Below are 13,588 nucleotides of genomic sequence, written 5' to 3' on the forward strand. Positions count from 1 at the left end.
ACCTGCTGATGAGCAGGTGTTTCTTTTTTAATATTCTTTCTTTTGTTCGTATGCTTCCCATGCTTCAAATGGCGCAAGGGTTTTTTGAGGTGTCAGCTTGTAAAATGGTATATTTCTTGATTCGTATTCTTTGTTGATTTCTTCATAAATAAATGAGTCATCAAAACCAGAATCCGCTGCATCCTGATGCCCAGCGGCAAAATACACAGCTTTTGGTCTAGCCCAGTAAATAGCGCCAAGGCACATCGGACAAGGCTCGCAGCTTGTGTATAGAGTGCAGTCTTCTAATTGGTATGTATTCAGCGTCTGGCACGCCTTTCGAATGGCTGTGACTTCAGCATGTGCGGTTGGATCATTTGCTGTTGTCACGTTGTTGCTGCCCTCTGCAATAATCTGACCATCCTTGACAATGACTGCTCCAAAAGGGCCGCCAGTACCACTATTGACTCCTTCTACTGCAAGATCAATTGCTCGTTGTAAAAAATCTTCGTGATTCATTGTCTTCCTCCCTTTGTTCGACTGACTTCTCTAGTATAAACGAATCATGCTAGAAAAGAAATCATCATAGCAGGAGATCGAACAGGCCAAATTACGCATAAAAAACCCCTGCCGCGTTCAGCAGGGGAGGGACATTCAATTATGCATGCTGCGCCAGCTTTTTACGAGCGACTTCAGCAGCTGTGACCATGTTTTTCAAAGCAGCAATGGTTTCAGGCTCTTGTCTAGTTTTTAGACCACAATCCGGATTCACCCAGAAGCGATCTGTCGGACAAACGTTCAGCGCATCATCAATGATTTCGCTCATTTCTTCAACAGATGGAACGCGCGGGCTATGGATGTCATAAACGCCTAGTCCAAGTCCTTTCAAATACGGGTGTTTTTCTAAGTAATCGAGGAATCCGCCATGACTGCGTGAATGTTCAATTGTAATCACGTCAGCATCCAAGTCTTCGATTGTATCGACAATATCCTCGAAGTTACTGTAGCACATATGTGTATGAATTTGTGTTTCATTTTGAACGGATGATGTGGATAAACGGAATGACTCTGCTGCCCAGTTTAAATATTCTGCCCAATCACTTTCTTTGAGCGGAAGTCCTTCTCTTAGCGCAGGCTCATCCACTTGGATCACTTGAATACCAGCTGCTTCTAAAGCTTCTACCTCTTTACGCAAAGCGAAAGCGATTTGGAAAGCAATGTCTTTGCGAGAGATATCTGTTCTTGGGAAAGACCAGTTTAAGATGGTAACAGGTCCTGTCAGCATGCCCTTGACTTTTTTCTCTGTTAAGCTTTGTGCGTATACCGTCTCTTTCACTGTCATTGGCTCTGTAAACTCTACATCTCCATAAATGATTGGCGGCTTCACGCAGCGTGATCCATAGGATTGTACCCAAGCAAATTTTGTGAAGGCAAATCCGGCTAGCTTCTCACCGAAGTATTCAACCATGTCTGTACGTTCAAATTCCCCATGTACGAGCACATCCAGACCAATTTCTTCTTGAATATCAATCCATCGTTTTGTTTCTTTCTTAATAAACTCATCATACTCTGCATCTGTCCACTCATTTTTGCGCCACTTTTGACGAGCACTGCGCACTTCGGCAGACTGCGGGAAACTGCCAATTGTTGTTGTTGGAAGAAGCGGGAGCTCAAGAGATTCGTTTTGGATACGTAGGCGTTCTTCAAAGGCAGCTGGACGTTTAAAATCTTTCGATGAAAGATTGTTGCGTTCCGCTGTTAGATCCGCATTTGTTCCTTTTGCGAACTCTTTTAAGGAAAGAAGTGCTTGTGCTGCTTCGTTAATATCAGCATCAATGGCAGCTGCTCCTTTTGTTAAACCTTCTTTTAGTAATGTCAATTCAGCCAGCTTTTCAGTGGCATAAGACAGTCCGTTTAATAGTTTTTCTTCAAGCTGTTCGCTTGGGTGTTTGGCAACTGGCACATGCAGCAAGCTGCTTGATGGCTGCAGCCACACTTCTTTCGGCTGAACGTCAGCAATGACTTCAGAAATAAAGGATAATCTTTCGCCAAGGTCTGATCTCCAAATATTTCTTCCATCAATGACGCCTGCTGCTAAAATTTTATCTTTCGGGAAGCCGTGCTTTTTCACTTGATCAAGGTTGCGCCCTTGATCATGGACAAAATCAAGACCAATTGCTTCAACAGGATATGTGACAAGCTCTTCATACGCATCTACTGAATCAAAGTATGTTTGAAGAAGAATGTTCAAGCCAGGTACGGCTTCTTTGATCGTTTGATAAATTTCTTTTACGGATTTTACGTCTTCACTGGAAGCTGTGACAAGTGCAGGTTCATCAATTTGAACCCATTTGACGCCTGCTTCTTTAAGTTCTTTTAAAAGCTGAGTATAAAGCGGCACTAGACGCTGCTGGATTTCTTTCACTTCATTTGCTTCATAACCTTTAGAAAGTGAGACAAATGTATATAGACCAAGTACAACCGGTTTTGTTTCAACACCAAACGCCTTTTTCACCTTTTCGTAAGCTTCAAGCGGCTTGTTGTGTGTGAGTTTAAATTCTGTGCTTTTTTCGTATTCTGGAACGATGTAGTGATAGTTTGTATTAAACCATTTTGTCATTTCACTTGAGACGGCATCTTTTGTTCCTCTTGCCATCGCGAAGTATGTATCTAGCGGGTCTTTTAAGCTGCGGAAGCGCTCTGGAATCCAATTGAACATAACAGCGGTATCCAGCACGTGATCATAGAAGGTAAAGTCTCCAGAAGGAACAACATCAATTTGTTGATCGATTTGTGTTTTAATGGCAGTTAAAAATTGTTCATCCAGTGTGCTTAAGAGGGTTTCGCGGTCTGTTTGACCTTTCCAGTAAGACTCAAGTGCTTTTTTCCATTCTCTGTTTAAACCAATGCGCGGAAAGCCTAGATTACTTGTTTTAACAATTGTCAATTCCAATTCCTCCTCTAAATATAAAAAGACATTTACGCTCATGATCATGATTGATGAGGTAAATGTCTGGTTTAAAAGACAAAATGTGTGTGCGAAATAAGGCGTGAGTATCACTGACGCTTTTCCGACATCTCCTATCAACCGTAGGGGGTTTGATGTGATAGAGCGGCTGGTATCCTGGCTGGTGAATCTGCAAGCTTTTCATCCTTCCCATCCTAATGACAGTGGATTCCTGAGAAAAGCTCTCCTCACTCACAGTGGCGGGACCGCGCCGGATTTTCACCGGTCTTCCCAATTAAAATTCGACGTGTAATCGAATTACCGACTCTCAAACTATGAATTTATTGTGTTCGATTATATAACGTTCACTTCATTTCGTCAAAGTAAATTTTGAATAATTTTAATTAAAAAAATCCTGAGAAAATTCTATCTTTTCTCAGGACCTCTATTTAAGCTATAGAGATAAAAGATCTGCTTCTAATGTTTTTTCTAAAAGGACATCAGGCGCAGTTAAATATAAAAATCCATTCCCTACAAGGGCTTTCGACTGTTTTAATGGAAGGGTTCTTCTGACAAGCTGAGCATAAACCTCAGGCTCTGTCAGCTTGCGCTGGAACGCTTCTTCTTCGGCGTTTTTAATAATGGCTAGTGCACCGCTTACGTGAGGGGCGGCCATTGAAGTCCCTGTGAGCCTGCCATATTTATGGTTAGGGAGAGTGGATAAAATGTCTTCTCCTGGAGCGACGAGGTCGATTTCTTTATTGGCGTTAGAAAATTCAGAGGATTCTCTAGCAAGGGAAACAGAACCGACGGCAATGACTTCATTGTATGCTGCTGGGTAGGAGAACTCTTCCGTACGCTCGTCCCCGTCCCCTTCATTTCCTGCTGCGCACACAACAAGCACACCGCTTTTTACCGCATTTTGAATGGCTTCCTGCAGGGCAGGCTCATTGCTTGGACCACCGAGAGACATAGAGATAATATCCACCTTCTGCTCTGCGGCATAGTTGATGCCATCAATGATCCACTCATATTTTCCGCTGCCATTTTCACCGCCAAGAACTTTTACGATGAGCAGCTTGGCTTCAGGGGCAACCCCTAAAATTCCGCCATTTTGATCGGTTGCGGCAATCGTTCCAGCTACATGGGTACCATGTCCATTGTAGTCTTTTACATTTTCAGCATCTCCATCGTCATCATCGGTAAAGTTCTTCCTTCCGATAATCTGATCTTTTAAGTCGGGATGCTCTGTGTCACAGCCTGTATCAAGGACAGCAATGGTTATGCCTTTTCCTTTGAAGCCACTTGACCAAAGTTCGGGTGCTTTAATCTCCTGAATACTTTCCGGCGTCTCTTTCGCTTCCATCACATTGGCTTTTACTTCATACGGAATTAAGCGAATTTCACCTTTCATAAGAAAGCCCTCCTTATTTTGTTTTCAAAGTAGATTCAGGCTGCATAATGTTATTGTATAAAAGAAACTTTTGATCGGAAAGGGTCAATTGTAATAATTTTTCAAATAATCAATCTATTATCAAAAGTGCAGTTCTCCTCACATATTGACGAAAGAGCTCACCTTTTGAAGAAAACTCTTGATATCATATGAAAAAGAAGGAAATGCTGCATAGTGAGGTTGCACCTGTACAGATGAAAATGGGTGAATAGAACTAAAATAGGCAGATTGAAAAAGAATCAATAGATGAAAGAAGAGAAGAAAATAGATAAACCATGAGAGCAGATTATTGCTTTTCAATGATAATTTTATAAAGAATAAGAAATGTAAAAAGTATTTGACATTTAGGAGACTAATGCTATGATTATAAATGTAAAGAGTATTTGACATTTTATTTGGAAGGGGACTAAAGATTGGATTACGTAAAGGTTGTCTATTCAGTTATAATATTATTGATCGGATTGTTCATTTTGATTACTTCGATGATTCAAAAGGGTGATGAACGAAAGAGATTTATTTACTCGAAAGCTCAATCTTATGCGTTTATTGTGGTTTTCGGTATGCTTTTATTAGAAGTCGCACAGAATATCTTTCTAACGATTCAAGGGAACTCAAATCAGGGCATTGGGATTTCACCTATCGCGTTCCTGTCTGTGGTTTCAATAATATATGTATTCACATTCCTCATTTACAGAAAAAAATATGGTGATTAAATGCAGAATCATATTAAAGAGCTAAGAAAATCTAATAAATTGTCTCAAGAAGAATTAGCTAAACTTTGTAAGGTGTCGAGACAAACCATTAACGCGATCGAAAATGATAAATATGACCCCACTTTGCAGTTAGCTTTTGACATAGCTTTTGTTTTAGGAACTTCAGTAGATCAGCTCTTTGTCAGCAGACCTATAAAAAAGTAATCAACAGGCCTCAAGATGAGGTCTTTTTTGAGTGGTTAGCCGTTTTATGTTCCTTTCAATTGATGTGCGGTTACTGTGTTAAAAAACATCTTCATTCAATATATTTCTTCTTTTATGAAAAAATAGATGTGAAGATTGTGACTGTTCCAAATGAGAAAGGCAACATATAATAATGGAAAGACAAGCTTGCCTTTTAGATAGGAGAGATAGAGATGAACAAAGGGAAGATACTCGTAGTCGAAGATGAAAAGAAAATCGCAAGGGTACTGTCACTTGAACTTGAATATGAAGGATATGAAGTGACAGTCAAAGAGACAGGAATGGAAGGGCTTCAGGCTCTTGAAGAAGACAGCTTCGATTTGGTGCTGCTTGACGTCATGCTTCCAGAGTTAAGCGGTCTTGAAGTGCTGAGAAGGGTTCGGAAAACAAATACAGCGACACCTATTATTTTGATTACAGCAAGGGGAAGTGTTCCTGATAAGGTAAGCGGGCTCGATCTTGGGGCGAATGATTATATAACAAAACCTTTTGACATAGAAGAATTATTAGCGCGAATTCGCGCGCAGCTAAGACTGAATATACATGCACAAGAAGAAAAGGAGACAGAGCTGAGCATAGCAGATTTAACGGTCAACGAGAAAACAAGAGAAATCCAAAGGGCTGGGCAAATGCTTGAACTCACACCGAGAGAATATGACCTGCTTGTCCACTTACTGAACCATCAGCAGCAAGTGCTCACAAGAGATCAGCTTTTAACAGCGGTTTGGGGTTTTGATTATTTCGGTGATACAAATGTGGTAGATGTCTATATCCGTTATTTAAGGAAAAAAATCGATTACCCATTCGAAAAACAGCTGATTCACACAGTGAGAGGTGTGGGTTATGTGATGAAAGGATAAAGAATGAGATTAAAAAATAAGATTCAGCTTTATACGTCGTTGTCTTTGTTTTTAATGGTGCTCTTGTTTCATACAGCCATTTATTTTATTTTTTCGATGACCTTGACGCAAAAAGATATGTCCCGCTTGTCTGAGGTGGCTGAAAATATTGCCATTGCTTTAAAAAAATCAGAGGAAGAGGGTCTTCCGTCCTCGGAGCTGCTGAAGGCGTACCTGCCTCAAAATGGTATGATCCGTGTCGTGACAGAAACGGGAGAGTCAAAACTGACTGTCACAAAGGAATCAACGTTTAGCTCACTGCCTTTTACATACGAATCTGGCCAGACAGCAGAAATCAAAGAATACAATAAGCATATGATTGCGTTCGCTGCTATTCCGGTCATTTGGACAAATGGTGAGATTATGTCGCTTCAAGTATATGAAGAAATCGAAAATACGGAAGAGAACTTAGCGTTATTAAAAATGATTTTAATCGCTACCGGCGTTTTGTTTATTGTGCTTTCCTATTTTGCAGGCCACGTTTTAACAAAGCAAATTGTCCGGCCGATTAGCAGAATGACGAATACCATGAAGGCAAGTATGAAAGAGAAGGCGTTTAAACGAATTGAATTAACAGGCGATTCAAAGGATGAACTATATCAAATGGGACAAACCTTTAATGAAATGTCCGAGATTCTCGAGAAGCATTATGAAAAAGAACAGCAATTTTTGCATGATGCCTCCCATGAATTGAAGACACCGATTACCGTCATTATGAGCTACAGCAATTTACTCAAACGCTGGGGGCAAACACGTCCAGAGGTTGTAGAAGAATCCTCCCAAGCGATTCATGATGAAGCGAAAAAAATGAAAAGACTGACAGATCAATTATTGACATTGGCGAAAAACGGCCAGCCGTTATACTTGGATATGAAGCCGGTTGATCTTGGTCATTTGTGCAAGCAGCTTTGTCATACACTTGAAGTGGCTACCAATCGAACGATTCAATCTCATGTGCAGACAGATCAGCCGCTGATCGCAGAAGGAGACGAAGAGAAAATCAAACAGCTTTTGACCATCTTAATTGATAATGCGGTCAAATATAGCAGAGAGCCAATTGATGTGACCTGCGGATGGGCAGAAGACAAGCCATTTATTTCAGTGATTGATCAAGGAATTGGCATAAAAGAAGAGGATCTGCCGAAAATCTTTGACCGCTTTTTCCGCGTGGATGAAGCGAGAAACAGTGAGACGGGCGGAACCGGACTCGGTCTTTCAATTGCGAAGCAAATTGCAGAAGAACATGAGGCCGAGCTGAAGGTAGACAGCCGTATCGGCGAAGGGACAGCCATGACCATTCTTTTTCAGAAATAAATGGGTCTTTTCTCATCAATTTCTCATTTCCTCCTTATAAAATAGGAAATAGGAAGGAGGCGCTGCATGTCTAGAAAAACGAAAATGGTGCTTGCGCTCGCAGGATGTCTTGTGATTCTTGCGGCCTTTGCAATGCTCATGATCCAAACCATTGATCAAAAAATATTAAGTGAAGCAGAAATGAAAAAAATGATCGCAAAAGACTACAATGGAAACATTACACATATTGATTTAATCAATCATAAACAGGAATATACAATGACGCTGGAAAATGCAAATGGCATCTATCAAATCATTGCATCTTCTGCAAGTGGTCAAATGAAAGAAATTAGACAGTTAAAAAGCTATCAAAAGCCAAATGAAAAAAATGCTGAGCTCCAGGCAGAAGAGGCGGCTGTTAAAAAGGTGAGCGGAACTGTCATTCAAAAAAAAGAGACGTCAGATCGTTTCATTTTTACCATCCAATCAAAAAAAGAATTGTATCAAGTCGAGGTCGACAAACAGTCATTTAAGGTGCTTGAAGCAGAAAAGAAAAAACCAACCTCTAAAGAAAAGAAGCTTACGAAAATTACTGTCGAGGAAGCCATCCAAATTGCCGTCAAAGAAGTTGGCGGAACAGTGGATGATGCTGATCTTGAAACATTCAGCGGTATGCTCGTATTTGAGGTGGAGCTGGATTTGCCTGACGGCAGAGAGGCGGAGGTGCTTGTGAACGCCTATACAGGGGATATTGAGGGCATTACGTACGAAAACTAATCCTTTTCTCATGATATTCTCATGTTTCTTTCCTTCCTTTATCATCTTGTTTTCTTAAGATAGAGAAGAAATCAAACAGAGGAGGAAATGAACATGATGAAAAAAGTACTAGTAGCTACAGCATTAACGGGAACTCTTGTCGCAGGTGGTTTCACACTTCAAGCGCAAAATACAAATCAAACAGCAAACGCCGAGCAAGCCGTGCAAAAGAAATCGTCATTTGTTTCAAAGAAACAAGCTGAAAAAGCAGCCTTAAAAGTGGTGAAAGGCTATGTGGATGATGTGGATCTTGAGCGTAAAAAAGGAAAATGGGTGTATGAGGTCGAGATTAAAAAAGGCGGCTTTGAATATAAAGTATATGTCGATGCAAAAACTGGAAAAGCGATGAATGATCCAGTCAAAGAAAAGAAACAGAACGTGAAGATCACGAAAAAACAGGCTGAAAAAGTGGCTCTTGCAAAAGTAAAAGGCACAGTCACTGATTCTGATCTAGATAAAGAAAATGGTGTGTACATTTACGAAATTGAAATCACAACACCAAGCGGCGAGGAAGTTGATTTTGAGATTTCCGCTAAAACAGGCAAAATCCTGAAGCAAGAATGGGATGATTAAGCTATGACCAAACCTTACACTTTCATGTGTAAGGTTTTCATCGTGTAGACAAACCCTCGCATTCGGTGTCAGGTCTGCGCTCCGGTGCTCACGAATGTCGAATTCGCTCCGCTCCGGTGCTCGCCCTTCCTAGACTGCAAACCTTACACTTTCATGTGTAAGGTTTTTTCATTGGGACAAACTACGGGAAAGGAGGCGAGAGAATATGAAGAAAAAAGAAGAAGAGCAAACAATGGATCACGCGGAATACGTTCCGCATCCTGATGGAGAAGGATATGCTTTGTTTTTGCATGATTCCTTTCATCTCCTCTCCCAAGAGGATATGAATCAGCCGGAAGAGGAATAAAAAAACGTGAAAGGGCGATGGCTGAGCTGTCTATCGCTCTTTTTTTAAAAAGTAAGCGAATACATAAGGATACTTGGCATCTTGCTTATTGACATCATTCCGCTTTTTCTGTAATCTCAGTGTGTTAACAATATGAGACTTCGTTAGGTGAGGCTCCTGTATGGAGATACGCTGCTGCCCAAAAATGTCCAAAGACGCCAATGGGTCAACAGAAATCATCGACATAAGGTGATTTTTAATGCAGCTGGATTTTTTCCTATGCCATACAGTGCTAAAGCTCTACGATTGAAGGAGCAAGTGTTTATTTTGTCATGCTTACAAAGCGCCTTCATTCGGTTGAAGGTGCTTTTTTATGAGAAAAGGAGGTGTGGGGATGGATCATCCCGATTCGAGACACATAGAGAGTATGTCAAAAGATCAGATTGACGCATCAGACAGAGGAGATCCTGACCCCGCACATTCTAAGGGATTCGGGTATCTCCTGACTTTGGGGAGGTAACAGCGATGATACAGAACATTACGTACGATGAACTCATTTTAAGAATCATTATTTTATTAAGAGATGGCAAACGCAAAGAATTTAAAAACATTATGGAAGAACTTCAGCCATATGATATGGCCTATTTATTTAAAGAACTTCCGGAAAAACACCGCGGCCGTTTCCTCAGCTTTTTAACAATCGATGATGTGACGGAAATGATGGGTGAGCTTGAGCGCGAATACCAAGAAATTGTGCTTGAAAAAGTAGGAAAAGACAAAGCCACCTTCGTCACAAACAAAATGGATAACGATGACCTAGCCAACTTGTTTGATGAAATGGATGATGAGCTGAAAGATCAGCTTTTATCAAACATGGAGGCAGAGGAATCAAAGGCCGTCCAGCTTCTCATGAATTATCCTGCTGAGACAGCAGGCCGGATCATGACCAACCGGTACGTATGGATTCCTCAGCACTATACGGTTCAGGACGCAGTTGTAAAGCTGAAAAGCTTTGCTGAAATTGCAGAATCGATCAACTATTTATATGTCATTAATGATCAAAAACAGCTTGTAGGGGTTCTGTCGTACCGGGATCTCATTTTAGGTGAACCAGATGAAAAAGTGCAGGATCTTATGTTTACAAGAGTCATTGCCGTTGGAGCTTTTCAAGATCAGGAAGAAATCGCAAAGCTGATTGAACGGTATGATTTTCTTGCCATTCCTGTTGTAGAAGAGAACAATGTCCTGGTCGGAATCGTCACAGTCGATGATATCATTGATGTCGTCATTCAAGAGGCAGGAGAAGACTATGAGAAGTTCGCTGCCTCTGGTAAAGATATTACGTTCGACACGCCCGCTTTTGTTGCAGCATACCGGCGTCTCCCGTGGCTCATTTTGCTCTTATTCATTGGGCTGATTTCAGGCAGTATTTTAAATTACTTTGAAGATACCCTTCAGCAAGTCGTCGCCTTAGCCTTCTTCATGCCGATGATTGCCGGAATGACAGGGAATACAGGCACACAGTCGCTTGCGGTCGTCATTAGAGGACTTTCAAAAGAAGAATTAACGAAAAAAACCATTATGCGCCTGATTTTTAGAGAGCTCCGAACAAGTATTTACATTGGGATTGTCTGTTCCATTATTATTACAGTCGTCGCAATGGTGTGGCAGGGTAATATGATTTTAGGATTTGTTGTTGGTTCGTCACTGCTTGCCACACTGATTATTGGAACGATGGCAGGTACGATCGTGCCTATTATTTTACACAGATTAAACGTGGACCCTGCGATTGCATCTGGGCCGCTGATTACAACATTGAACGATATTTTATCACTGCTCATCTATTTTGGTATTGCGACAGCTTTCCTTCATACACTTATGTAGCAAGAAGACTGTAAAACATGACGTTTTACAGTCTCAGCGCGCCGACAAACCCTTGCATTCGTTGTCAGTTCTTGCGTGCCGGTGCTCACGAATGTTCAATTCGCTCCGCTCCGGTACTCGTCCTTCCTAGACTTCAAAGGTTTTCAGATCGCGCTGAAAGGTAGACAAAGGACTAAAATAAACATCATTTTAGCCCCTTGTCCACAATCTAAGACTGTAAAACATGACGTTTTACAGTCTTTTTTTGTATAAAGATTGCATATAGCGCTTCCATCCTTTACATTTTAAGGAGAAGGTGGGAGAGAAACATGAAGAAATTCTTATTCGTTTTGATATGTATGTTTTTGCTGAGTGCATGTCAAAGGGAGGACGAGGGGAAAGACCGAAGGCTAGTGGCTGCAGAGCATATGCTTGAAGCCATCACCGAAGGAAATAAAAGAAAAATGGAAGACATCTACGTCGAAGGCGCAGTCCCGAGCCCAGATGACATTCTGAAACTGAAAAAAGAATGGGGCATAGACACGCTTTCTTATGAGGATTTTCAATTGGAAGAAGCCAGCATTCATGTGTTCCACGCGAATTATGAAGATGCAAAAACCGGGAAGAAAAAGGCACTTGCCCTGCGGGTGAAAGAAGATCCTGAAAGAGGCGGCGTGCTGATTGACTTTGTAGGGGTTGTAGAAGGTACTGAAGCTTCCTCTAAATAAAAAGAATCGTTCAAAAGAGCGATTCTTTTTTTGTTTAACGATTTTTATACCGAAAGTGTGCGTTAATCTGGCCTTCCAGCATTTTTTTCTTAAATTGTCCGCTTTTTAGCGCTTGTTCTTTTTTCTTCATGTCTTTTAAAATTTCAGCTGTCTGCACACCGTCTTCTCGTTTATTGGCGATGTCCATCAAACGTTCAACATCTGCAAAAGAATATTTCCGTGTGCCTCTTGTTGAGCGCTGGGGGTAAATGAGTTTACGTTCCTCATAATATCGGATTTGCCTGACGGAAAGCCCTGTTAGCTCACTGACAATCCCGATTGAAATGACTTTTTTATCTTTATAAGATACATCTTCCTGCGTCATATACTCACCCCTGCAAGTCTTTTCTTCATATTATATAGAACGAGAAGTGAAAAAACCTATCGTTTGTTAGAAAATATAACACAAAAACGAAAAAAATGAAAAAACCATGGAAGGAAAGATAACAGGGAGTGTGCAATACATCTTACGGCGGCATATAATCATGGTGAGTTGACATAGGAGGAGGAGCATATGATGGAGCAAGCACAGATCATTCGTATGGCAAAAGAAATCATCGCATTAGATGTGAAGAGGGATGAATTGCTTGAGCAATTCATGCAGGCTGCAGGTCAGAATGCACATGCGCTTCTAAGAGCCATGCAAAATGATTTGTATAAGAAGTCTTCATAAGCAACCGATCCAAATCACTTGATAGGAGGGATAATCGGTGCGGCGTATATTAAAAGAAGCTTTAGCAAAGGAAAGACATTATTATACGAAGCAGCTATGTTCATTAGGGGTTTACAGCCCTGATGCGGCCAAGGACATGACAATTAGTGACTTAAAAAAAGAGTATCATTTCTTTTTCAACAAAACAGAGCGCTATTTGTAAAAATCCCTTGAAATGTGCGTATGTCACATAAAGGGTTCTTTTTTTGTGTTTAATATTATAGCAATATTGAATTTTGTAGAAATTTGGCGAATGAAGTGTAAGAAACCATAGATTCTTTACAGATTTTGTTAAAGTGTGTCGCATCTTGATGGTTTGCTGAAAAAGCTTTTTTTCGAGATGATTGTGAAAAATAAGAAGGATTTTAAAAGTTTATATCGAAACCTTATACATAACACGAATGGAGTCACTTATGTGGTTGAAAGGGTTTTCAAAAACGTACTTCTATTTTTTACGAAAGGCTCCAACTGCACCGCAAGACAGCCTTGAAGTTAAAAAAATATTATAAGAGGTAGATATGTGATGAGACTATCGTTTAATGAAGAAGAAGTAGAACGCTCAATGACGCTTTACAAGGTTTTTGCAAGAGCATTTAAAAGCGTTTCAGAACACAGTATTAGAGACAGCAAAGAGCATGGATTCAATCCAACTGAATTTGCCGTTCTTGAATTACTGTACACAAGAGGTGCTCAAAAGCTTCAGCAAATCGGCTCAAGACTCCTGCTTGTCAGCGGGAATGTGACGTACGTAATTGACAAATTAGAACGAAATGGTTTCATTGAAAGAGAACAGGACCCCAAGGATAAACGGTCTGTTTATGCCCATTTAACGGAAAAAGGACGAAGCTATCTTGACAAGATTTATCCGATCCACTCTCTTCGGATTGCGCGTGCATTCTCTGGTCTGACGCGTGAAGAGCAAGAGCAATTGATTAGTCTATTGAAAAAAGCAGGTATTCACAGTCAGCATTTATTATTTAGATAAAACGAAAAGGTGCCAATGAT

Annotated in this window: 16 protein-coding genes and 2 riboswitches; of the genes, 12 read left to right on the forward strand and 4 right to left on the reverse strand. The window is 40.7% G+C overall.

The window, feature by feature from the left end:
* Positions 1-27: 27 nt before the first annotated feature.
* The 3 genes from NSQ25_RS06260 to NSQ25_RS06270 form a co-directional block, all read right to left on the reverse strand.
* On the reverse strand, positions 28-498 hold the full coding sequence (locus NSQ25_RS06260) for a nucleoside deaminase (RefSeq protein ID WP_034281510.1): 471 nt from the start codon (positions 496-498) through the stop codon (positions 28-30).
* Positions 499-637: 139 nt separating this feature from the next.
* Positions 638-2,926 (reverse strand): 5-methyltetrahydropteroyltriglutamate--homocysteine S-methyltransferase, encoded by a 2,289-nt coding sequence (gene metE, locus NSQ25_RS06265; protein WP_326136526.1) that lies wholly within the window; start codon positions 2,924-2,926, stop codon positions 638-640.
* Positions 2,927-3,075: 149 nt separating this feature from the next.
* A riboswitch (cobalamin riboswitch) is annotated at positions 3,076-3,267 on the reverse strand.
* A gap of 113 nt (positions 3,268-3,380) precedes the next feature.
* Positions 3,381-4,340, reverse strand: a complete 960-nt coding sequence (locus tag NSQ25_RS06270) for a S8 family peptidase (protein WP_326136525.1) — start codon at positions 4,338-4,340, stop codon at positions 3,381-3,383.
* Positions 4,341-4,792: 452 nt separating this feature from the next.
* Here NSQ25_RS06270 and NSQ25_RS06275 point away from each other — a divergent pair, with 452 nt between their 5' ends.
* From NSQ25_RS06275 to NSQ25_RS06315, 9 genes are all read left to right on the forward strand, one after another.
* On the forward strand, positions 4,793-5,092 hold the full coding sequence (locus NSQ25_RS06275) for a hypothetical protein (protein WP_039178021.1): 300 nt from the start codon (positions 4,793-4,795) through the stop codon (positions 5,090-5,092).
* Positions 5,093-5,296: a helix-turn-helix transcriptional regulator gene (locus NSQ25_RS06280; RefSeq protein ID WP_326136524.1), complete on the forward strand. Its 204-nt coding sequence runs from the start codon at positions 5,093-5,095 to the stop codon at positions 5,294-5,296.
* Between the two features lie 212 nt (positions 5,297-5,508).
* On the forward strand, positions 5,509-6,195 hold the full coding sequence (locus tag NSQ25_RS06285; protein ID WP_326136522.1) for a response regulator transcription factor: 687 nt from the start codon (positions 5,509-5,511) through the stop codon (positions 6,193-6,195).
* Between the two features lie 3 nt (positions 6,196-6,198).
* Positions 6,199-7,548, forward strand: a complete 1,350-nt coding sequence (locus tag NSQ25_RS06290) for an ATP-binding protein (RefSeq protein WP_326136520.1) — start codon at positions 6,199-6,201, stop codon at positions 7,546-7,548.
* A 66-nt stretch (positions 7,549-7,614) separates the two neighbouring features.
* On the forward strand, positions 7,615-8,304 hold the full coding sequence (locus NSQ25_RS06295) for a PepSY domain-containing protein (protein WP_326136518.1): 690 nt from the start codon (positions 7,615-7,617) through the stop codon (positions 8,302-8,304).
* Positions 8,305-8,397: 93 nt separating this feature from the next.
* Positions 8,398-8,916, forward strand: a complete 519-nt coding sequence (locus NSQ25_RS06300; RefSeq protein ID WP_326136517.1) for a PepSY domain-containing protein — start codon at positions 8,398-8,400, stop codon at positions 8,914-8,916.
* Between the two features lie 205 nt (positions 8,917-9,121).
* Complete coding sequence (locus NSQ25_RS06305; RefSeq protein WP_003212346.1) at positions 9,122-9,262, forward strand: hypothetical protein; 141 nt, start codon at positions 9,122-9,124, stop codon at positions 9,260-9,262.
* A gap of 132 nt (positions 9,263-9,394) precedes the next feature.
* Positions 9,395-9,559: riboswitch (M-box (ykoK) riboswitch) on the forward strand.
* 207 nt (positions 9,560-9,766) lie between these two features.
* Positions 9,767-11,125, forward strand: a complete 1,359-nt coding sequence (gene mgtE, locus NSQ25_RS06310; RefSeq protein WP_024424654.1) for a magnesium transporter — start codon at positions 9,767-9,769, stop codon at positions 11,123-11,125.
* Positions 11,126-11,433: 308 nt separating this feature from the next.
* Positions 11,434-11,832: a membrane lipoprotein lipid attachment site-containing protein gene (locus NSQ25_RS06315; RefSeq protein ID WP_034281516.1), complete on the forward strand. Its 399-nt coding sequence runs from the start codon at positions 11,434-11,436 to the stop codon at positions 11,830-11,832.
* 34 nt (positions 11,833-11,866) lie between these two features.
* On the opposite strand, the gene NSQ25_RS06320 is transcribed toward NSQ25_RS06315, so the two are convergent.
* Positions 11,867-12,196 (reverse strand): MerR family transcriptional regulator, encoded by a 330-nt coding sequence (locus NSQ25_RS06320; RefSeq protein ID WP_024424656.1) that lies wholly within the window; start codon positions 12,194-12,196, stop codon positions 11,867-11,869.
* Positions 12,197-12,388: 192 nt separating this feature from the next.
* Here NSQ25_RS06320 and NSQ25_RS06325 point away from each other — a divergent pair, with 192 nt between their 5' ends.
* The 3 genes from NSQ25_RS06325 to NSQ25_RS06335 all read left to right on the forward strand — a co-directional run bounded on the left by NSQ25_RS06325 (position 12,389) and on the right by NSQ25_RS06335 (position 13,568).
* Positions 12,389-12,544 carry a hypothetical protein gene (locus tag NSQ25_RS06325; RefSeq protein ID WP_087975683.1) on the forward strand — a complete coding sequence of 52 codons (156 nt, stop codon included), beginning with the start codon at positions 12,389-12,391 and terminating at the stop codon, positions 12,542-12,544.
* Between the two features lie 37 nt (positions 12,545-12,581).
* On the forward strand, positions 12,582-12,746 hold the full coding sequence (locus NSQ25_RS06330) for a stress protein (protein WP_034281517.1): 165 nt from the start codon (positions 12,582-12,584) through the stop codon (positions 12,744-12,746).
* Positions 12,747-13,103: 357 nt separating this feature from the next.
* On the forward strand, positions 13,104-13,568 hold the full coding sequence (locus tag NSQ25_RS06335) for a MarR family transcriptional regulator (RefSeq protein ID WP_087975546.1): 465 nt from the start codon (positions 13,104-13,106) through the stop codon (positions 13,566-13,568).
* The last annotated feature ends 20 nt before the right edge of the window (positions 13,569-13,588 follow it).

The organism is Bacillus sp. FSL R5-0512 (genome assembly GCF_038593295.1).
Taxonomy (GTDB): Bacteria; Bacillota; Bacilli; order Bacillales; family Bacillaceae; genus Bacillus; species Bacillus safensis.

Bases quoted from the DNA above. Each gene is read 5' to 3' on its own strand.
- NSQ25_RS06260 (WP_034281510.1), bottom strand. From the start codon at position 498: ATGAATCACGAAGATTTTTTACAACGAGCAATTGATCTTGCAGTAGAA.
- NSQ25_RS06270 (WP_326136525.1), bottom strand. From the start codon at position 4,340: ATGAAAGGTGAAATTCGCTTAATTCCGTATGAAGTAAAAGCCAATGTG.
- NSQ25_RS06280 (WP_326136524.1), top strand. From the start codon at position 5,093: ATGCAGAATCATATTAAAGAGCTAAGAAAATCTAATAAATTGTCTCAA.
- NSQ25_RS06285 (WP_326136522.1), top strand. From the start codon at position 5,509: ATGAACAAAGGGAAGATACTCGTAGTCGAAGATGAAAAGAAAATCGCA.
- NSQ25_RS06290 (WP_326136520.1), top strand. From the start codon at position 6,199: ATGAGATTAAAAAATAAGATTCAGCTTTATACGTCGTTGTCTTTGTTT.
- NSQ25_RS06295 (WP_326136518.1), top strand. From the start codon at position 7,615: ATGTCTAGAAAAACGAAAATGGTGCTTGCGCTCGCAGGATGTCTTGTG.
- NSQ25_RS06300 (WP_326136517.1), top strand. From the start codon at position 8,398: ATGATGAAAAAAGTACTAGTAGCTACAGCATTAACGGGAACTCTTGTC.
- NSQ25_RS06305 (WP_003212346.1), top strand. From the start codon at position 9,122: ATGAAGAAAAAAGAAGAAGAGCAAACAATGGATCACGCGGAATACGTT.
- mgtE (WP_024424654.1), top strand. From the start codon at position 9,767: ATGATACAGAACATTACGTACGATGAACTCATTTTAAGAATCATTATT.
- NSQ25_RS06315 (WP_034281516.1), top strand. From the start codon at position 11,434: ATGAAGAAATTCTTATTCGTTTTGATATGTATGTTTTTGCTGAGTGCA.
- NSQ25_RS06320 (WP_024424656.1), bottom strand. From the start codon at position 12,196: ATGACGCAGGAAGATGTATCTTATAAAGATAAAAAAGTCATTTCAATC.
- NSQ25_RS06325 (WP_087975683.1), top strand. From the start codon at position 12,389: ATGGAGCAAGCACAGATCATTCGTATGGCAAAAGAAATCATCGCATTA.